Raw genomic sequence first — 18,146 nt, 5'->3', positions numbered from 1 at the left:
CTGCGGGACGAGCCGGAAGGCGCCACGGAGGCTCCGGAGACCTGCTCCGCTGGGACATTCCAGGCAGGAGGCCCGCGCGGACCACCGATCGATTCCAGCCACCCGGAAGTTCACCGAACTCTTACCGCACGGATGTAGACCTTTGAGCCGACCCCCGTCACTCTTGCCGTCAATGTGCCGGCGGGGCACTTGAGTTGGAGGCGAGGGGCCAGTGACACCGATCAGCCGCAGGGGTTTCGTGGGAATCGGCGCCGGGCTGATGGCGGGGGCCGCCCTGCCCGCGGCCCTGCCGACGACGGCGGCCGCGGCCGCCGCGACCGGCACCATCACCGACGTGAAGCACGTGGTGATCCTCATGCAGGAGAACCGCAGCTTCGACCACTACTTCGGCAGGCTGAAGGGCGTCCGCGGGTTCGGCGACCGCGCCGCCGGCAACATCCCGGGCGGCTGGGGCATGTTCAGCCAGCCCAACTGGGGCGGCCGCCAGTACCCGTGGAAGCTCAGCTCCACCCCGCCGGCCGGCGGCGTCGACGGCGAGACCCTGGCCCAGTGCAACGGCGACCTCCCGCACAGCTGGACCTCGCAGCACGCGGCCTGGAACAAGGGCCGGATGGACAACTGGGTCACCGGCGTGGGCAACACCCGCACCCTCGGGTACCTGGACCGGGGGGACATCCCCTTCCACTACGGTCTCGCCGACAACTACACGATCTGCGACGCCTACTTCTGCTCCACCCTCAGCGCCACCGGCCCCAACCGCACCTTCCTGTGGAGCGGCAAGGTCGACGCCTCCAGCAAGGACGGCGGCGACGAGTCCGGGCTGACCTGGGAGACGTACGCGGAGGCCCTCCAGCGGGCCGGCGTGAGCTGGAAGGTCTACCAGAACGCCCAGGACAACTACGGGGACAACGGCCTCGCCTACTTCAAGAAGTTCACGGACGCGGCCCCCGGCAACCCGCTGTGGGACCGGGGCATGGGCTCGGTCCCCAAGGTCACCGGCTCCACCCCGGACGACATCGCGGCCGCGATCCGCGCCGACGTCGTCGCGGGCACCCTCCCCCAGGTGTCCTGGGTCGTCGCCAACGAGGCCTTCTCGGAGCACCCGTACGCCCCGCCCGGCGACGGCGCGCACTTCGTCGACCTCGTCTACCGCGCCCTGGCCGCGAACCCCGAGGTCTTCGACTCCAGCGTCCTCTTCCTCAACTACGACGAGAACGACGGCTTCTTCGACCACGTGCCCCCGCCCATCGCCCCGCCCGGCACCCCCGGCGAGTACCTGGACGGCGTCCCGATCGGGCTCGGGTTCCGCGTCCCGATGATCGTGATGTCCCCGTGGACCCGCGGCGGCTGGGTGAGCTCGGAGGTCTTCGACCACACCTCCGTCCTGCGGTTCATGGAGCAGTGGACGGCCGCCCTCGGCACCCCGGCCACCTGTCCGAACATCAGCGCGTGGCGCCGGAAGGTGGTCGGCGACCTGACCGGCGTCTTCGACTTCGCGCACCCGGTCTACGGGGTCCCGGCCGGCCTCCCGTCCACCGCCAAGGTCATCGGGCAGTCGACCTGCGGCCCGCTGCCCAACCCTGCGCCGCAGGACAACGCCCTCCCCGCGCAGGAGCCCGGCACACGCCCGGCGCGGGCCCTTCCGTACCAGGTGAACGGGAACCTGGACCGCTTCGAGTTCGGGGCGGCCGGCAAGATCCTGGCCTGGTTCTCGATGACCAACCAGGGCGCGGAGGCGAAGCGGCCCGCGCACTTCTCCATCCACCCGCACCAGCACCGGGACACGGCGGCCTGGCAGTACACGGTCGACCCGGGCGCCACCGGCAGCGACTACTTCAACATCGGCCTCGGCCACGGCTCGGGCAAGTACGACATCTCGATGTACGGGCCGAACCGCTTCCTGCGCCGCTTCATCGGCGACGCCTCGAAGGCGGGCAAGGACATCGAGGTCGCGGCCCGCTTCGCGGTGGAGCCGGGGACCGGCAAGACGGCGGTCTACTTCAAGATGACGAACTCCTCCGCCTCCCCCATCACCTTCACGATCCGCTCGAACGCCTACCGCACGGACGGCCCCTGGACCTACACCGTCCCCGCGAATTCCTCGCGCGAGGACTACTTCAACGCCGTGGCCTACAGCAACGGCTGGTACGACTTCACGATCCTGGCCGACTCCGACGGCACCTGGTCGCGCCGCTACACGGGCCACATCGAGACGGGGGCGCCCAGCATCTCGGGCTCGTGACCGCTGACCGCTGACCCCTGCCTGCTGACCGCTGCCCGCTGCCCGCTGCCCGCTGCCCGCTGCCCGCTAGAGCACGTCCCCGTCCCGCCAGTCGAAGTCCAGCCGCCCGGCCGGGTCCAGCCGGATCCCGCCGGGCGGCACCCACACGTACGTCGACCCCTCCTCCTCGGGGAGGGGCACCGGCCCGTCGGGCGACAGCGCCCCGATCCGGCCCGGCCACACCGACCAGCCACGGCCGAGGTAGAGCCCGGCCCCCTCCTCCGACGCCGACAGCGCGCCCAGTACGTAGGCCCGCGCGACGATCCGTTCGAGCTCGGCCATGACCTTCCCGCCGAGGCCCCGCCGCCGCGAGCCGGCCCGTACGGCGACGGCCTCCACGTACCCGGTCCGCAGGGCCCGCCCGCCGTGCACGACCCGGCGCTGCACCACGCTGCCGTGCGCGACGAGCAGGCCGCCCGCGTCCCGGACCAGCACGTGCATCCCGCCGAGCGCGTGCTCGAAGTCCTCCCCGCCGAAGTCCCCTTCGAAGGCCTCGTCGAGCAGGGCCCGCACCTCGCGGAGCTCGTCGCCGGTCAGCCCGGCGGTGTGTGCGACGCGCACGTCCGTCACTTCTCCGGCCACAGCCCGTACTCGGGGCCGGCGGGGCCGTCGCCGACCGTCGTGACGAAGCTCCGGTACTCCTCGGGCAGTCGGATGCCGTGCTCCACCTCGAAGGCCCGGACCTCCGTCTCCGGGAGCCGGGCGGCCGGCTCGTACCGGAGGACCTTCGCGCGCAGCCGCGCCCGTACGGCCTCCGCGCCCTCGTCACTCATCCCGCGACCGTACCAAGGACCGCATTGCGGACGCTGGACGCCGTCCACCGGCCGGAATCGGCCGACGCCGCTCTGGCGGTCTGGACCATTGCCTCGGCAGACTCGCCGCATGTCGCCCGATACCCAGCAGTGGACCCCGATCCACGGCCAGCCGTACCGTCCCGCCCCCTACCGGACCGAGCGGATGGCGAGCGGCGAATCGCTCGCGCGGGCCGCCGAGTTGCGGGCCCGCATGGACGAGCGGCGGACCGTACGCCACTTCTCCCCCGACCAGGTGCCCGAACAGGTCGTCCGGGACGCCATCGCCTGCGCGGCGACCGCCCCCTCCGGGGCGCACCAGCAGCCGTGGACCTTCGTCCTGGTCAAGGACCCGGCCGTACGGCAGCAGATCCGCGCGGCCGCCGAGCAGGAGGAGCAGCTGTCCTACGACGGCCGCCTCGGCGACGAATGGCTCGCCGCCCTGCGCCCGCTCGGCACCGACGCCGTCAAGACGCACCTCACCGACGCCCCGGCGCTGATCGTGGTCTTCCAGCAGCGCCACTGGCTCGGCCCGGACGGCACGAAGCACAAGCACTACTACGTCGACGAGTCGGTCGGCATCGCGGTCGGCATACTCCTGTCCGCCCTCCACCTGTCGGGCCTCGCCGCACTGATCCACACCCCCAGCCCGATGCGCTTCCTGAGCCACGTCCTGAACCGCCCGGAGAACGAGAAGGCCTTCGCGGTCATCCCGGTCGGCTACCCGGCGGACGACTGCGAGGTCCCGGATCTCGTCCGCAAGTCCCTGGACCAGGTCATCGTGGAGGTGTGACGACCTCCCCGGCGGGCGGATCCGGGGACGGCCCGGACCGCCCGCCGCCGAGGGCTTCCGCGAGCCGCATCCCGATCCGCACCCGGTCCTCCGACGTCCCCGCGTCCATGGCCGCCCGCACCTGCCGCAGGATGAGCCAGTCCCGCACCACCTTGCTCACCCCGAGCACGGCCGCCGTCACGATCGCCGCGGTCAGCATCACCCGTACCTCCGCGCCGAGGCATCCGGGGCGTAGCAGGGCCCCCGCCGCAGGGTGACGAAGGCTCCGCCCATGGCGATCTCGCCGGGGAACCACGGCTGGTCCCGCAGCCGCTCGGGGACCCGGGCCGGCCGCTGCGCCAGACCGCTCCGGCGCAGCCTCCGTTCGAGTTCGTCCCGTTCCACGGCGCAGCACCACTCGACGACCAGGTCCCCGCCACCGTGGGTGTACACGTTCGCCGATCCGTGGGCGGCACCGGCCGCGCCCAGCAGTCGTGGCCGTCTCAGGAGCCTGCTGTTCAGCCAGTCCTGGGCCGCGGCCGATCCGGGATCGGCCCCCGCGCCGGCGCGCTCCCGCAGGTCCGTCGCCTCGGCGGGGTGCAGGCGGTGGCGGTTGCGCCGCCACAGCTGCGTCAGCCCGTCGCCGTGCTCCGGCAGCACCGGGCGCCAGTCCGGGTCGGGGTGCACCAGATGGACGGCGGCCCGGCCCGGCAGGTGGATCAGTGCCCAGTTACGCCCCGTCGGGACGATGCGTAGGCCCGGCACTCCGCGGAGTCCGCCGTAGTGCTGGTCGATGCGCGGCAGCACAGTGGCGAGGACCGGATCGGCCATGGCCGGGTGCAGCCCGAGAGCCAGGGCGCCCCGGCCGGGCCGGGCGGAGGTGAAGCCGAAGAGCGCCCCGTCGCGGAGGTCCCCCTCCCGGAGCCCGTCGGCCAGCTCGGCCACCAGGAGCGACTCAAGGAGGCGCTGCCCCTCGTCTTCGGCGTCCGGGACCGGTTGGCGGTAGTCGATCAGCCCCGCTTCGGCCCAGCCGAGGCACATACGGTGCGGCAGTCCGGTGGCCGCGCGGCAGATGGTCGCGGCACGGTGGTGGTTGTCTGTACGCCTGGACATACGTCTCCCCGGGCGCCGGTCCCGGTACGGGCGCATAGAGGTTGCGTATCTCCCAGCGGTCTGTCCCACCCCGTACGGGAACTCGGTAGAGCCCTTGGCTCCCCCGGGTCACCGGGCCCGGGTAGCGGAGCTGGTCGCCGTACCCGACAACTGCAGCCAGGCTAGCAGCAGTTTTCCGGCGGGGAAATGGAAACCGCCCCCGCTCCGGACTTGGGGGTACCGGAGCGGGGGCGGGGTTCAGCGGGGCTGGGCTCAGCCCATGTGGGGGTAGCCGTACTCGGTCGGCGCGACCAGGGTCTCCTTGATGGAGCGGGTGGAGGTCCAGCGCTGCAGGTTGGTCGCCGCGCCCGCCTTGTCGTTGGTGCCCGAGGCACGGCCGCCGCCGAAGGGCTGCTGGCCGACCACGGCGCCGGTGGACTTGTCGTTGATGTAGAAGTTGCCCGCCGCGAAGCGGAGCTTCTCCATCGCGTCCGCCGCCGCGTAGCGGTCGGCGGCGATGATCGAGCCGGTCAGGGCGTACGCCGAGACGGACTCCATCTGCGCCAGCATCGCGTCGAAGTCGGCGTCCTCGTAGACGTGCACGGCGAGGATCGGCCCGAAGTACTCGGTCGTGAAGACCTCGTTCTCCGGGTCGGTGCACGCGATGACGGTCGGGCGGACGAAGTAACCCTCCGAGTCGTCGTAGGTGCCGCCGGCGATGATCTCGCAGGTCGGGTCGGCCTTGGCGCGGTCGATCGCGGCCTTGTTCTTCGCGAACGAGCGCTCGTCGATGACGGCGCCGATGAAGTTGGTCAGGTCGCGGACGTCGCCCATGGCGATGCCGTCGACCTCGGCCGCGAAGGCCTCCTTGAAGCCGTCGTTCCAGATCGAGGCCGGGACGTAGGCGCGCGAGGAAGCCGAGCACTTCTGGCCCTGGAACTCGAAGGAGCCGCGGGTCAGGGCGGTCTTCAGGACGGCGCGGTCCGCGGACGGGTGCGCGACGACGAAGTCCTTGCCGCCGGTCTCGCCGACCAGGCGCGGGTAGGACTTGTACTTCTCGATGTTGTTGCCGACCGTCTTCCACAGGTACTGGAAGGTCTTGGTCGAACCGGTGAAGTGGATGCCGGCCAGCTCGGGGTGGTTCAGGGCCACCTCCGAGACCGCGATGCCGTCACCGGTGACGAGGTTGATGACGCCCTTGGGCAGGCCGGCCTCCTCCAGGAGCTCCATCAGGAGGACCGCGGAGTGGGTCTGCGTCGGGGACGGCTTCCACAGCACCACGTTGCCCATGAGGGCGGGGGCGGTCGGCAGGTTGCCCGCGATGGCCGTGAAGTTGAAGGGCGTGATCGCGTAGACGAAGCCCTCGAGCGGGCGGTGGTCGCTGCGGTTCCACACGCCGGCGGAGTTCGCGACCGGCTGCTCGGCCAGGATCTGGCGGGCGAAGTGGACGTTGAAGCGCCAGAAGTCGACGAGCTCGCACGGGGTGTCGATCTCGGCCTGCTGCGCGGTCTTCGACTGGCCCAGCATGGTCGAGGCGGCGAGCTTCTCGCGCCACGGGCCGGACAGCAGCTCGGCGGCGCGCAGGATGATCGCGGCGCGGTCGTCGAAGGACATCGAGCGCCAGGCCGGGGCGGCGGCGAGGGCGGCGTCGATGGCCTCCTGCGCGTCGGCCTGGGTGGCGTTGGCGAAGGTGCCGAGCACCGACTTGTGGTCGTGCGGCTGGACCACGTCGAAACGCTCGCCGCCACCCATCCGCTTGACGCCGTTGATCGTCATCGGGAGGTCGATCGGGTTCTCGGAGAGCAGCTTGAGCTGCGTTTCGAGACGTGCGCGCTCCGGGGTGCCGGGGGCGTACGAGTGGACCGGCTCGTTGACCGGCGCGGGGACCTGGGTCACAGCATCCATGGGGGCACCTCTTCCGAGTGAAATCGTTGACTTCCGCCGAGAGGGACTGAAGCGGCGGCATGGATTGGTTGGCGGTCAGGGCTTGACCATCACGCGTTCGCCACAGCGGGCGAGTGAGAAGCCCTGCGGGGCGGAGTCACGGGGCTGGCAACTCCTTCGTGAGATCTACAACCAGCATGGACCGGCTCAGCCGGCCGATGAGCGGCGGTTGCCATCGCCTGGGGTCTCCCGGGGGTGACGGCAACCGCCGCTCACTGCGCGCTCAGTTCTTGGTGATCATCGAGCGGAGGAAGAACAGCAGGTTGGCCGGCTTCTCCGCGAGGCGGCGCATGAAGTAGCCGTACCAGTCCGTCCCGTACGCGGTGTAGACCCGCATCCGGTGGCCCTCGGCGGCGAGCCGCAGGTGCTCCTCGCTGCGGATGCCGTACAGCATCTGGAACTCGTACTCGTCCAGTTTGCGCCCGGCCTGCCGGGCCAGTTCCTGGCCGATGGCGATCAGCCGCGGGTCGTGGGACCCGATCATCGGGTAGCCCTCGCCCTCCATCAGGATCTTCATGATCCGGACGTACGCCTTGTCGATCTCCGCCTTGTCCTGGTACGCGACCTCGGCGGGCTCCTTGTAGGCGCCCTTGACGATCCGGACGCGGCTGCCGGCGGCGGCCAGGCGCCGGGCGTCGGCCTCGGTGCGGAAGAGGTACGCCTGGATCACGCAGCCGGTCTGCGGGAAGTCCCGGCGCAGCTCCTCGTGGATGGCGAACATCGAGTCGAGCGTGGTGTGGTCCTCGGCGTCGAGCGTCACGGTGGTGCCGATGGCGGCGGCGGCCTCGACGACCGGGCGGACGTTGGCGAGCGCGAGCTCGTGGCCGCCCTCCAATGCCTGGCCGAACATCGACAGCTTCACGGACATCTCGGCCTTCTCGCCGAGGCCGAGCTCCGCGAGGCGCTCGATGAGCTGGAGGTAGGCGTCCCGGGCGGCGTAGGACTGCGCCACCTCGGTGATGTCCTCGCCGACGACGTCGAGGGTCACCTCAAGCCCGGCCTGAGTGAGCTCCTCGACGATCGGGATCACCTGGTCGACCGTCTCGCCGGGGATGAACCGATTCACCACGGGCTTGGTCACCGGGGCGGCAGAGACGATACGACGCATCTTGTCGCTGCGCGAAGCGGCGAGGATCACGGGACCCAGCACGGGGCACCTCCAGCGGGTGGCAGAAGAAAAGCGCAAGTAAAACCACCGTGAAACCTAAGGATCGCTTTGATCCTCTGCCATCGACAGCTGTCACGCATCCGTGTCCCGGATCTCATACATCTGTCTGAAGAGCCGGTCCCGGGGTGGGAGAATGTCCGGGTGAAGGGCGATTACCAGGACCTGGTGGACGAGATCTCGGCGATGCTCGGCGCCCCGGCGACCCTGGAGAACCGGGACTTCCGCCTCATCGCCTTCGGCGCGCACGACAGCGACAGCGACTCCGGCGAGCTGACGCTGGACCCGGTACGGACGCGCTCGATCCTGACGCGGCAGTCGACGGCGGCCGTCCGGTCCTGGTTCGAGGGCTTCGGCATCGCCCGCGCCACCGGACCCGTCCGGATCCCGGCGGCGCCCGACGCGGGGGTCCTCCGGGGGCGGATCTGTCTGCCGGTGCGGTTCCGGGGCATCGTGCAGGGCTACGTGTGGCTGCTCGACCAGGAGCCCGGCGCGCCCGGCCCCGATCCGGCGGCCCTGGCCGCGGCCATGGAGGTGGCCCAGCGGATCGGGGTGCTGCTCGCCGAGGAGGCGAAGGCGGGGGCGGACCTGTCGCGGGAGTTCCAGGCGGTGCTCACCGCGGGGCGCGGCTGGCAGCAGGACATGGCGGTGGCCGCGCTGCGGGCCGCCCTCGGCCCGGGCGGCGACGGGCTGCACGCGGCGGTCTGCGTGGCTCCCTGGTCCGGGGAGGCTCCGGCGTCGGTGCCGGGCGCGGCGGCCGTGTGCCTCGTACCGCGGCGGGGCGGGGCTGGGAGCGGGGACGAAGCAGGGGCGACCGGCGACCTGGCCTTGGCGGTGCTGCTCCGGCTGCGCTCGACGGACGCGCTGACCCCGGCCCTGACGGCGGTGGCCCGGCTGCTGCCGCGCGCGGCGGAACCGGCACGGACGGCCGGCGCGGCCGGAGCGGGTGCGGCGGCTTCGGCAGGGGGAACGGGCGGAGCGGGCAAGGCGGCCGGATCGACCGCGGCGGCCAAGGCCGAGACCACGCCCGCGGCCACCCCCGCCCGCCGGATGACCGCGGGCGTCGCCGACCCCGTCCGGGGCCTCGCGGAGCTGCCCGCCGCCTGGGAGCAGGCCGTGGCGGCGGCCCGGGCGGCCGTCGCACAGCCCCGGCTCGGCCCGGTCGCCCAGTGGTCGGCGATCGGCCCGTACCGGCTGCTCGCGACCCTCGCCGCCGACCCGGTGGACGATCCGGCTGCGCGCGCCCTGCTGGCCCCGGCCCACCGTGAACTCGCCCGCACCGCCGAGGTGTTCCTGGACTGCGCCGGCCAGGCGGGCCGGGCGGCGGCCGCCCTCGGCATCCACCGCCAGACCCTCTACTACCGCCTCGCCCGGGTGGAACAGCTGACCGGGCTCGACCTGGACGAGGGCGAGGACCGCCTGTTGCTCCACATGGCCCTGAAGGCAGCCCGCCTGACGTAGGGGATGTCCGAGGGGGATCTCCGGGCCGTTCTCGGGCTGGTGCTCGGGTTCGGCGGGCCGAAGGTGAAGGTCGGGGGCACGGACTTCGCGGGCGTGGCGCGGGCGGTGCCGGCCGGTCCGACGTCCGAGCAGGCGGCCTCGCTCCCGTCGGCGGGGAACGCCACACTGATGGGCCCGCGCGATCCGGGTCGCGTACGGCCGGGGCAGACGGCCCTGGTCAACGGTGCGTCAGGCGGCGCGGGCACGTTCGCCGTTCAGATCGCGAAGGCGTTCGGCGCGGAGGGGACCGGCGCGTACAGGACCGGCGCGTATGGGACGCGGACCGGGTCCGCTCGCCCGGCGCCGACCACGTCGTCGGCCCCTCCCGGGAGGACTTCCCCCGCGGCGGTCCGCACCACGACCTCGTGCTCGATCTGGTGGGCAACCATGCGCCGGCCGCGGGAGCCTGGCGGCTCTCCGGGAACTCGTCGAGCCCGCCGGATGTTGGTCCGGACGTCGGTCCGGGGCTCCGGCCGCGTGTTCACGGGGCACCCTCGTGCGCGTCGCGCGGCGCACCGCAGGCGGGCGCCAGGAGCACCGCCGCCGGAGCGCACAGCGCCGCGCCCGACCGCGCCCGGGCCCGCGCTCCGCCTGGCCCTGCCCCCGCCCCCGCCTCCGTGGCCGCCGTTCCGGCACCCGCTCCTGCTCCCGCTCGCGCTGCCGCCGTGGCGACTCCCCCTCGTCCCGGGCCGGTGCGGGGGTGGGACGGGGCGTTCCCGGCGGTGGTTCCCCCTCCGCTTACTCCCCGCCCTCGGGGTCCCGGGGGCGGATCATCGCCTCGGCCGCCCGGCGCATGCCCTCGGTGAACTCCTCCGCGGTGGCCGCCGACTCCGGATCGAAGAGCCACTGGATCATCAGGCCGTTCAGCAGCGCCTGGTAGAAGGTGCCCAGCGTGCGCACGTCGCGGTCGTCGAGCTGGTCCTCGGGAGTGCCGGTCAGCATGGAGATCAGGCCGCGGCGCCCCTCGGCCTGCGAGGCCGCGAGCATGGAGCGCAACTCCGGCCGCTTGTCCCTGCCGAGCGCCACCTCCAGGCTGGCCGCCCAAATCGGACCCGACGTGTCGTGCTGGGCGAGGACGCCCTCCCAGAGCGCGCGGAACCGCTCCAGCGAGCCGCCCTCACCGTCCAGGCCGTCCTGGAAGACGGCGCCCCAGTCCTCCATCAGGCCGATGAAGGCCTGGGTGAGCAGGGCGTCCTTCGAGCCGTAGTGGTAGCCGATGGACGCCAGGTTGGTCCCCGAGGCGCTGACGATGTCGCGCGCGGTCGTGCGCACGAACCCCTTCTCGACCAGGCACTTCTTGGCGCCTTCGAGCAGATCTTCGCGATGTCCCATGGCCACACGGTAGCAAGACAACCGTCCCAGACAACAGTTCCATACAGTCGTCATAGACGAACGTTTAATACGTGTGTATATTCCTGCTCATGACAAACCCCGCCGCCACAGCGCGACTTGCCGGCCGCCGCGAATGGACCGCCTTCACCGTCCTCCTGCTGCCCCTCCTCCTGGTGTCGATGGACGTCTCCGTCCTCTACTTCGCCATCCCGGCCATCACCGACCAGCTCGCCCCGAGCTCCACCCAGCAGCTCTGGATCTTCGACAGCTACGGCTTCGCCCTCTCCGGCCTGCTGATCACGATGGGCTCACTCGGGGACCGGATCGGCCGCCGCAGACTGCTGCTGATCGGCGCGACCGCCTTCGGCATCGCCTCGGTCGGCGCCGGCTACGCCACCAGCGCCGACATGCTCATCGCCTGCCGCGTCCTGCTCGGCATCGGCGGCGCGACCCTGATGCCCTCCACACTGGCCCTCGTACGGAATCTCTTCCAGGACGACAAGCAGCGCGGCAAGGCCATCGCCATCTGGTCCGGGGCCATGACCGGCGGCATCGCCCTCGGCTCGGTGCTCAGCGGTGTGATGCTGAACCACTTCTGGTGGGGCTCGGTCTTCCTCGTCAACGTGCCCGCGATGCTGCTCCTGCTGATCCTCGTCCCGGTCCTGGTCCCGGAGTTCAAGGACCCGGCCCCCGGCCGCTTCGACCTGCTGAGCGTCCCGCTGTCCATGGCCGCCGTGCTGCCGGTCGTCTACGGCCTCAAGGAGATCGCCGCCGAGGGCTTCGAGCCGCTCCACCTGGGCTGCGTCGCCGTCGGCCTGGCCTTCGCGTACGTCTTCGTACGCCGCCAGCGCACCCGCGACGACGCCATGATCCCCCGGGCCCTCTTCCGGGGCCGCGGCTTCGGGGCGGGCATCGCCCTCAACACCCTCTCCGCCTTCGCCGTGATGGGCGCGTCCTACTTCACGACCCAGTACCTCCAGTCGGTGCTCGGCATGGGCACCCTGGAAGCGGCCCTGTGGAGCCTCGCCCCCTCCGTCGTCATCGGCGCCGCGGCCCCCGTCTCCGCCGCCCTCGCCCAGAAGGTCGACCGGGGATACGTCATCGCCGGCGGGTTCGTCCTGGCCGCCGCCGGGTTCGCCCTGTTCAGCCTCGTGGACACCGACTCCCTGTGGCTGGTCCTCACCGCCGCCGGCGTGCTCTCCTCGGGCGTCGTCGCCGTGATGTCGCTGGTCTCCGACATGGCGCTCGCCGCGGCCCCCGCAGAGAAGGCCGGCTCCGCCGCCTCCCTGCTGGAGACCGGAACGGAGTTCGGCGGCGCCCTGGGCATGGCGGTCCTCGGCAGCCTGGGCACCGCGGTCTACCGCGGCGACCTGGCGGATGCCGAGCCCGCCGTGCGGGAGACCCTCGGCGGCGCGGTGGCCACCGCCCACCGGATCGGCGGGGAGGCGGGCGAGCAGGTGCTGACCCTCGCCCGGGAGGCCTTCGCCCACGGGATGCAGTACGCGGCCTGGGGCGGCACGGCGCTGCTGCTCGGGGCGGCCGTCCTCGCCGCGGCGCTGATGCGGGGCATCGAGACCCCGGCCCCGGCCGCCGCGGAGCAGCCCCAGGTGGCGGAGGCCGACGTGCCGGTGCCGACGTACAACTGATCGGGACGGCGGGGAACGTGAAAGGGCCCGGGGGAATCCCCCGGGCCCTTCGTGGTGTCACACAGGTCAGTCGAGGCTGACCGTACGCGCCGAGACGGCGCCGATCTCGGCGGAGATGTCCGCGAGGACGTTCGCCGGGACCTCCGCGTCGACGGTGAGGACGGCGAGCGCCTCGCCGTGCTCCTCCGCACGGGCGACCTGCATGCCCGCGATGTTCAGACCGGCCTCGCCGAGGACGCGGCCGACGGTGCCGACGACGCCGGGGCGGTCGGTGTAGCGCAGGACGACCATGTAGTCGGCGAGCGCGAGGTCCACGTCGTACTCGCCGATGCCGACGATCTTCTGAAGGTGCTTCGGGCCCGCGAGCGTGCCGGAGACCGAGACCTCCTGACCGTCCGACAGGGTGCCGCGGACGGTCACCACGTTGCGGTGGTCCGGGGACTCCGAGCTGGTGGTCAGGCGTACCTCGACCCCGCGCTCCTGTGCGAACAGGGGGGCGTTGACGTAGGAGACCGTCTCGTCGACGACGTCCTCGAAGACACCCTTGAGCGCGGAAAGTTCCAGCACCTTGACGTCGTGCTGGGTGATCTCGCCACAGACCTCGACGTCGAGGCGGACCGCGACCTCGCCCGCGAGGGCGGTGAAGATGCGGCCGAGCTTCTCGGCGAGCGGCAGGCCCGGACGGACGTCCTCGGCGATGACGCCGCCCTGGACGTTGACGGCGTCCGGCACGAGCTCGCCGGCGAGGGCCAGGCGCACCGACTTGGCGACCGAGACACCGGCCTTCTCCTGGGCCTCGTCCGTGGACGCGCCGAGGTGCGGGGTGCAGACGACCTGGTCGAGCTCGAAGAGCGGGGAGTCCGTGCAGGGCTCCTTCGCGTACACGTCGAGGCCGGCGCCGGCGACGCGGCCCTCCTTGATGGCCGAGTACAGCGCGGCCTCATCCACGATCCCGCCGCGGGCGGCGTTGACGATACGGACGGAGGGCTTCACCTTGTGCAGGGCCTCGTCCCCGATGAGACCGAGGGTCTCGGGGGTCTTGGGCAGGTGCACGGTGATGAAGTCGGCGACTTCGAGGAGCTCGTCCAGCGTCAGCATCTTGACGCCCATCTGGGCGGCGCGCGCGGGCTGCACGTAGGGGTCGTACGCGACGATCTTCATGCCGAAGGCCGACATGCGCTGCGCGACCAGGACCCCGATGCGGCCGAGGCCGACGACACCGAGGGTCTTCTCGCTGAGCTCGACGCCCGTGTACTTGTTCCGCTTCCACTCGCCGTTCTTCAGGGCGGTGTTGGCCTGCGGGATGTTGCGTGCGGTGGCGACGAGCAGACCGCAGGCCAGCTCGGCGGCCGTCACGATGTTCGAGGTCGGGGCGTTGACGACCATCACGCCGGCCTTGGTGGCGGCGGAGACGTCGACGTTGTCCAGACCGACGCCGGCGCGGGCGACGACCTTCAGCTTCTTGGCGACGGAGATGGCCTCGGCGTCGACCTTGGTGGCGGAGCGGACGAGGATCGCGTCGACGTCGACGATCGCGGGCAGCAGCTCCGCGCGGTCGGCTCCGTTGACGTGCCGGATCTCGAAGTCCGGACCGAGCGCGTCCACCGTGGCGGGCGACAGCTCTTCGGCGATGAGTACGACAGGTTTCGAGCTCACGTGGGTCATCCTCACAAGTCCAGTGCGGACGGCCGTCCCGACGGCCGCAGGCGGTGGAGGGGGTAGCCGCGTGGAAGACGCACGACACTGTGGGCCTGACGCGTATGTGTTGAGCAGTGTAGTGGCGCTGACGGACCGGATTTCCGCCTGTACGGAAGGATCACCCTTCCGTGGTTGGCCGTGTTGGACAAGCGACGCGCGGCGGGGCCGGGACACGGCGTCCCGGCCCCGCCGTCCACGATCAGCTCTCGTCGCTGTCGACCCAGCTCATGAGCTTGCGCAGCTTCTTGCCGGTGGTCTCCAGCAGGTGCGCCTCGTCGGCCTTCTTGTACTCGTTGTACTTCGGCAGACCGGCCTTGTACTCGGCCATCCAGGTGTTGGCGAACTCGCCGCTCTGGATCTCCGCGAGGACCTGCTTCATCTCGGCCTTGGTGGCGTCCGTGATGATGCGGGGGCCGGTGATGTAGTCGCCCCACTCGGCGGTCTCGGAGACCGACCAGCGCATCTTCTCCAGGCCGCCCTCGTACATGAGGTCGACGATGAGCTTCAGCTCGTGCAGGCACTCGAAGTAGGCGATCTCCGGCTGGTAGCCGGCCTCGGTCAGCGTCTCGAAACCGGCCTTGACCAGGGCGGACGCGCCACCGCAGAGGACGGCCTGCTCACCGAACAGGTCGGTCTCGGTCTCCTCGGTGAAGGTGGTCTTGATGACGCCGGCGCGGGTGCCGCCGATGCCGGCCGCGTACGAGAGCGCCAGGTCGAAGGCCTTGCCGGTGGCGTCCTGCTCGACGGCGGCGATGCACGGAACGCCGCGCCCCTCCTCGTACTGACGGCGGACCAGGTGGCCGGGGCCCTTCGGGGCGACCAGGGCGACGTCGACGTTGGTGGGGGGCTTGATGAAGCCGTACCGGACGTTGAAGCCGTGGCCGAAGAAGAGCGCGTCGCCCTCCTTGAGGTGGTCCTTGATGGACTCCTCGTAGATCTCGGCCTGCAGCGGGTCCGGGGTCAGGATCATGATGACGTTCGCCCACTCGGCGGCCTCGGCCACGGGGACGACCTTCAGGCCCTGCTCCTCGGCCTTGGCCTTGGACTTCGAGCCCTCCTTCAGGCCGACGACGACGTCGACGCCGGAGTCACGGAGCGACAGCGCGTGGGCGTGGCCCTGGCTGCCGTAACCGATGACCGCGACCTTGCGGCCCTGGATGATGGACAGGTCGGCGTCGTTCTCGTAGAACAGCTCGGCCACTGGGATATCTCCTTGGTGCGCTGGTGTTGCTCCCACCGTACGGCGGGGAACGGAATCTGAGTTTCTCGGTCTCGCTATGCGAGCTGAGCGTGTCTGGAGCGGCTTGGGTGTCCGCTGCGCCCGGCGGGTCAGGCGCTGCGGTCGAGCGCGCGCAGACTGCGGTCCGTGATGGACCGTCCGCCACGCCCTATGGCGATCGTGCCCGACTGCACGAGTTCCTTGATGCCGAAGGGTTCCAGCATCTTGAGCATCGCGCCGAGCTTGTCGGAACCGCCGGTGGCCTCGATGGTGACGGCCTCCGGGGAGACGTCGACGGTCTTGGCGCGGAACAGCTGGACGATCTCGACGATCTGCGAACGGGTCTCGTTGTCGGCGCGGACCTTCACCAGGACGAGTTCACGCTCGATGGCGTTGTGGGACTCCAGCTCGACGATCTTGAGCACGTTGACCAGCTTGTTCAGCTGCTTGGTCACCTGCTCCAGCGGGAGGTCCTCGACGTTCACGACGATGGTGATGCGGGAGATGTCGGGGTGCTCGGTGACGCCGACCGCGAGGGAGTCGATGTTGAACCCGCGGCGGGAGAACAGGGCGGCGATCCGGGCGAGGATGCCGGGCGTGTTCTGGACCAGGACGGAGAGCGTGTGCTTGGACATGTGGGGCGTTCTCTCTCTCGGCTCTCTCGGCTCAGTCGTCTTCGTTGTCGCCGAAGTCGGGACGGACGCCCCGGGCTGCCATGACCTCGTCGTTGGAGGTGCCGGCGGCGACCATCGGCCACACCATGGCGTCCTCGTGGACGATGAAGTCGATCACGACGGTACGGTCGTTGATCGCGTTGGCCTCGGCGATGACCTTGTCCAGGTCGGCCGGGTCCTCGCAGCGCAGCGCCACGCAGCCCATGGCCTCCGAGAGCTTGACGAAGTCAGGGACGCGCGTGCCCTTGCGGGGCGCGATGGACTCGCCGAGCTGGGAGCCGACGGTGTCGTGGCCGGTCTCGTCGGCGTGCAGGACGGTGTTGGAGTACCGCTGGTTGTAGAACAGGGTCTGCCACTGGCGGACCATGCCCAGCGCACCGTTGTTGATGATCGCGACCTTGATCGGGATGTTGTTCAGGGCGCAGGTGACCAGTTCCTGATTGGTCATCTGGAAGCAGCCGTCACCGTCGATCGCCCAGACCGTGCGCTCGGGCATGCCGACCTTGGCGCCCATCGCGGCCGGGACCGCGTAGCCCATGGTTCCGGCGCCGCCGGAGTTCAGCCAGGTGCGGGGCTCCTCGTACTTGACGAAGTGCGAGGCCCACATCTGGTGCTGGCCGACGCCGGCCGCGAAGATCGTGCTCTTCGGCGCGAGCGCGCCGATCCGCTCGATGACCTGCTGGGGCGAGAGGCTGCCGTCGGTGGGCAGGTCGTAGCCCAGGGGGTACGTGTCGCGCCAGCGGTTCAGGTCGTTCCACCAGGCGGTGTAGTCCCCGGCGTTGCCCTCGGTGTGCTCGGCCTGGACGGCCTGGATCAGGTCGGCGATGACCTCGCGGGCGTCACCGACGATCGGGACGTCGACCGCGCGGTTCTTGCCGATCTCGGCCGGGTCGATGTCCGCGTGGATGATCTTGGCGAAGGGGGCGAAGCTGTCCAGCTTGCCGGTGACGCGGTCGTCGAAGCGGGTGCCGAGGGCGATCAGCAGGTCCGACTTCTGCAGCGCGGTGACGCCGGTGACGCTGCCGTGCATGCCCGGCATGCCGACGTGCAGCGGGTGGCTGTCGGGGAAGGAGCCCAGCGCCATCAGGGTGGTGCAGACCGGGACGCCGGTCAGCTCGGCGAGGACCTTCAGCTCGGCGGTCGCGCCGGACTTCATGACGCCGCCGCCGACGTACAGCACCGGGCGCTTGGCCTGGCAGATGAGCTTGGCGGCCTCGCGGATCTGCTTGGCGTGCGGCTTGGTGACCGGCCGGTAACCGGGGAGGTCCTGGGCGGGCGGCCACGAGAAGGTGGTCTTCGCCTGCAGGGCGTCCTTGGCGATGTCGACCAGGACCGGGCCGGGGCGGCCGGTGGAGGCGATGTGGAAGGCCTCGGCGATCGTCCGCGGGATGTCCTCGGCCTTGGTGACCAGGAAGTTGTGCTTGGTGATCGGCATCGTGATGCCGACGATGTCCGCCTCCTGGAAGGCGTCCGTGCCGATCGCCTTGGAGGAGACCTGGCCGGTGATGGCGACGAGCGGGACCGAGTCCATGTGCGCGTCGGCGATCGGGGTGACCAGGTTGGTGGCGCCGGGGCCGGAGGTGGCCATACAGACGCCGACCTTGCCGGTGGCCTGCGCGTAGCCGGTGGCGGCGTGGCCGGCCCCCTGCTCGTGGCGGACCAGGATGTGACGGACCTTTTTGGAGTCCATCATCGGGTCGTACGCCGGGAGGATGGCGCCGCCCGGAATCCCGAAGACGGTGTCGCACCCCACCTCTTCGAGAGAGCGGATGAGGGACTGCGCACCCGTGACGTGCTCAACTGCGGCGGACTGCTGTCCGCCGGAACGGGGCCGCGGCTGCGGATGGTGGGCCCCGGTGGCCTGCTCGGTCATCGGCATTCTCTTCTCGAAGCTGAGGGTTTTACGCGGATTCGACTCTGTGCCAGTGCAACAAAAAACCCCTCGTGCCAGGAGGCAAGCGAGGGGAGCGCGTCGGGTGTCTTGAGCGAGGACATGCAGGTCCCAGCTTCAGCCGACGCGCTTTCCAAGTAC

The 18,146-nt window shown here is 71.0% G+C and carries 16 protein-coding genes; 4 read left to right on the top strand and 12 right to left on the bottom strand.

Features of this window, described 5'->3' with window-relative positions; translation table 11 throughout:
• Positions 1 to 211: 211 nt before the first annotated feature.
• A complete protein-coding gene (locus IF88_RS0107160; protein ID WP_030708407.1) occupies positions 212 to 2,242 on the top strand; it encodes a phosphocholine-specific phospholipase C in 2,031 nt (676 codons plus the stop codon).
• A gap of 66 nt (positions 2,243 to 2,308) precedes the next feature.
• On the opposite strand, the gene IF88_RS0107155 is transcribed toward IF88_RS0107160, so the two are convergent.
• Both IF88_RS0107155 and IF88_RS49310 read right to left on the bottom strand, forming a co-directional pair.
• Complete coding sequence (locus IF88_RS0107155; protein ID WP_030708406.1) at positions 2,309 to 2,851, bottom strand: GNAT family N-acetyltransferase; 543 nt, start codon at positions 2,849 to 2,851, stop codon at positions 2,309 to 2,311.
• Complete coding sequence (locus tag IF88_RS49310) at positions 2,848 to 3,054, bottom strand: SMI1/KNR4 family protein (protein ID WP_030708405.1); 207 nt, start codon at positions 3,052 to 3,054, stop codon at positions 2,848 to 2,850. The genes IF88_RS0107155 and IF88_RS49310 overlap by 4 nt, the downstream gene beginning before the upstream one ends.
• A 109-nt stretch (positions 3,055 to 3,163) precedes the next feature.
• Between IF88_RS49310 and IF88_RS0107145 the strand changes: the two genes are divergently transcribed.
• Positions 3,164 to 3,865 carry a nitroreductase family protein gene (locus IF88_RS0107145; RefSeq protein ID WP_030708404.1) on the top strand — a complete coding sequence of 234 codons (702 nt, stop codon included), beginning with the start codon at positions 3,164 to 3,166 and terminating at the stop codon, positions 3,863 to 3,865.
• On the opposite strand, the gene IF88_RS0107140 is transcribed toward IF88_RS0107145, so the two are convergent.
• The 4 genes from IF88_RS0107140 to IF88_RS0107125 form a co-directional block, all read right to left on the bottom strand.
• Complete coding sequence (locus IF88_RS0107140; RefSeq protein WP_158754310.1) at positions 3,849 to 4,064, bottom strand: hypothetical protein; 216 nt, start codon at positions 4,062 to 4,064, stop codon at positions 3,849 to 3,851. The two genes, IF88_RS0107145 and IF88_RS0107140, sit on opposite strands and share 17 nt — an antisense overlap.
• Positions 4,064 to 4,957 (bottom strand): hypothetical protein, encoded by an 894-nt coding sequence (locus tag IF88_RS0107135; protein ID WP_158754308.1) that lies wholly within the window; start codon positions 4,955 to 4,957, stop codon positions 4,064 to 4,066. Before IF88_RS0107135 ends, IF88_RS0107140 begins: the two co-directional genes overlap by 1 nt.
• Positions 4,958 to 5,209: 252 nt before the next feature.
• Positions 5,210 to 6,841 carry an L-glutamate gamma-semialdehyde dehydrogenase gene (pruA, locus tag IF88_RS0107130; protein WP_030708401.1) on the bottom strand — a complete coding sequence of 544 codons (1,632 nt, stop codon included), beginning with the start codon at positions 6,839 to 6,841 and terminating at the stop codon, positions 5,210 to 5,212.
• Positions 6,842 to 7,103: 262 nt separating this feature from the next.
• Positions 7,104 to 8,030 carry a proline dehydrogenase family protein gene (locus IF88_RS0107125; RefSeq protein ID WP_030708400.1) on the bottom strand — a complete coding sequence of 309 codons (927 nt, stop codon included), beginning with the start codon at positions 8,028 to 8,030 and terminating at the stop codon, positions 7,104 to 7,106.
• A gap of 159 nt (positions 8,031 to 8,189) precedes the next feature.
• Between IF88_RS0107125 and IF88_RS0107120 the strand changes: the two genes are divergently transcribed.
• The gene (locus tag IF88_RS0107120) at positions 8,190 to 9,506 is read left to right on the top strand and encodes a PucR family transcriptional regulator (RefSeq protein WP_030708399.1); all 1,317 of its coding nucleotides are present in this window, start codon (positions 8,190 to 8,192) and stop codon (positions 9,504 to 9,506) included.
• A 254-nt stretch (positions 9,507 to 9,760) separates the two neighbouring features.
• On the opposite strand, the gene IF88_RS46440 is transcribed toward IF88_RS0107120, so the two are convergent.
• Entirely contained in the window at positions 9,761 to 9,934 is a 174-nt protein-coding gene (locus IF88_RS46440) for a hypothetical protein (RefSeq protein ID WP_158754306.1), read from the bottom strand.
• Between the two features lie 349 nt (positions 9,935 to 10,283).
• Positions 10,284 to 10,877 (bottom strand): TetR/AcrR family transcriptional regulator, encoded by a 594-nt coding sequence (locus IF88_RS0107110; RefSeq protein ID WP_030708398.1) that lies wholly within the window; start codon positions 10,875 to 10,877, stop codon positions 10,284 to 10,286.
• Between the two features lie 89 nt (positions 10,878 to 10,966).
• Here IF88_RS0107110 and IF88_RS0107105 point away from each other — a divergent pair, with 89 nt between their 5' ends.
• Positions 10,967 to 12,523, top strand: coding sequence for an MFS transporter (locus tag IF88_RS0107105; protein WP_030708397.1), 1,557 nt, complete (start codon positions 10,967 to 10,969; stop codon positions 12,521 to 12,523).
• Between the two features lie 66 nt (positions 12,524 to 12,589).
• Here IF88_RS0107105 and serA read toward each other — a convergent pair whose 3' ends face one another.
• The 4 genes from serA to IF88_RS0107085 all read right to left on the bottom strand — a co-directional run bounded on the left by serA (position 12,590) and on the right by IF88_RS0107085 (position 17,993).
• Entirely contained in the window at positions 12,590 to 14,179 is a 1,590-nt protein-coding gene (gene serA / locus IF88_RS0107100; RefSeq protein WP_030708396.1) for a phosphoglycerate dehydrogenase, read from the bottom strand.
• Between the two features lie 241 nt (positions 14,180 to 14,420).
• Positions 14,421 to 15,422: a ketol-acid reductoisomerase gene (gene ilvC, locus IF88_RS0107095; protein WP_030708395.1), complete on the bottom strand. Its 1,002-nt coding sequence runs from the start codon at positions 15,420 to 15,422 to the stop codon at positions 14,421 to 14,423.
• Between the two features lie 128 nt (positions 15,423 to 15,550).
• The gene (gene ilvN / locus IF88_RS0107090; protein WP_030708393.1) at positions 15,551 to 16,075 is read right to left on the bottom strand and encodes an acetolactate synthase small subunit; all 525 of its coding nucleotides are present in this window, start codon (positions 16,073 to 16,075) and stop codon (positions 15,551 to 15,553) included.
• Positions 16,076 to 16,106: 31 nt separating this feature from the next.
• Positions 16,107 to 17,993, bottom strand: coding sequence for an acetolactate synthase large subunit (locus tag IF88_RS0107085; RefSeq protein WP_030708391.1), 1,887 nt, complete (start codon positions 17,991 to 17,993; stop codon positions 16,107 to 16,109).
• Positions 17,994 to 18,146 lie beyond the last annotated feature (153 nt).

The organism is Streptomyces sp. NRRL F-2580 (assembly GCF_000720115.1).
In the GTDB taxonomy this organism is placed as follows: Bacteria; Actinomycetota; Actinomycetes; order Streptomycetales; family Streptomycetaceae; genus Streptomyces.
This window is presented reverse-complemented; position numbering and strand designations above follow the sequence as displayed.

Bases quoted from the DNA above. Each gene is read 5' to 3' on its own strand.
- IF88_RS49310 (WP_030708405.1), bottom strand. From the start codon at position 3,054: ATGAGTGACGAGGGCGCGGAGGCCGTACGGGCGCGGCTGCGCGCGAAG.
- IF88_RS0107145 (WP_030708404.1), top strand. From the start codon at position 3,164: ATGTCGCCCGATACCCAGCAGTGGACCCCGATCCACGGCCAGCCGTAC.
- IF88_RS0107140 (WP_158754310.1), bottom strand. From the start codon at position 4,064: ATGCTGACCGCGGCGATCGTGACGGCGGCCGTGCTCGGGGTGAGCAAG.
- IF88_RS0107135 (WP_158754308.1), bottom strand. From the start codon at position 4,957: ATGTCCAGGCGTACAGACAACCACCACCGTGCCGCGACCATCTGCCGC.
- pruA (WP_030708401.1), bottom strand. From the start codon at position 6,841: ATGGATGCTGTGACCCAGGTCCCCGCGCCGGTCAACGAGCCGGTCCAC.
- IF88_RS46440 (WP_158754306.1), bottom strand. From the start codon at position 9,934: ATGGTTGCCCACCAGATCGAGCACGAGGTCGTGGTGCGGACCGCCGCG.
- IF88_RS0107110 (WP_030708398.1), bottom strand. From the start codon at position 10,877: ATGGGACATCGCGAAGATCTGCTCGAAGGCGCCAAGAAGTGCCTGGTC.
- IF88_RS0107105 (WP_030708397.1), top strand. From the start codon at position 10,967: ATGACAAACCCCGCCGCCACAGCGCGACTTGCCGGCCGCCGCGAATGG.
- ilvN (WP_030708393.1), bottom strand. From the start codon at position 16,075: ATGTCCAAGCACACGCTCTCCGTCCTGGTCCAGAACACGCCCGGCATC.
- IF88_RS0107085 (WP_030708391.1), bottom strand. From the start codon at position 17,993: ATGCCGATGACCGAGCAGGCCACCGGGGCCCACCATCCGCAGCCGCGG.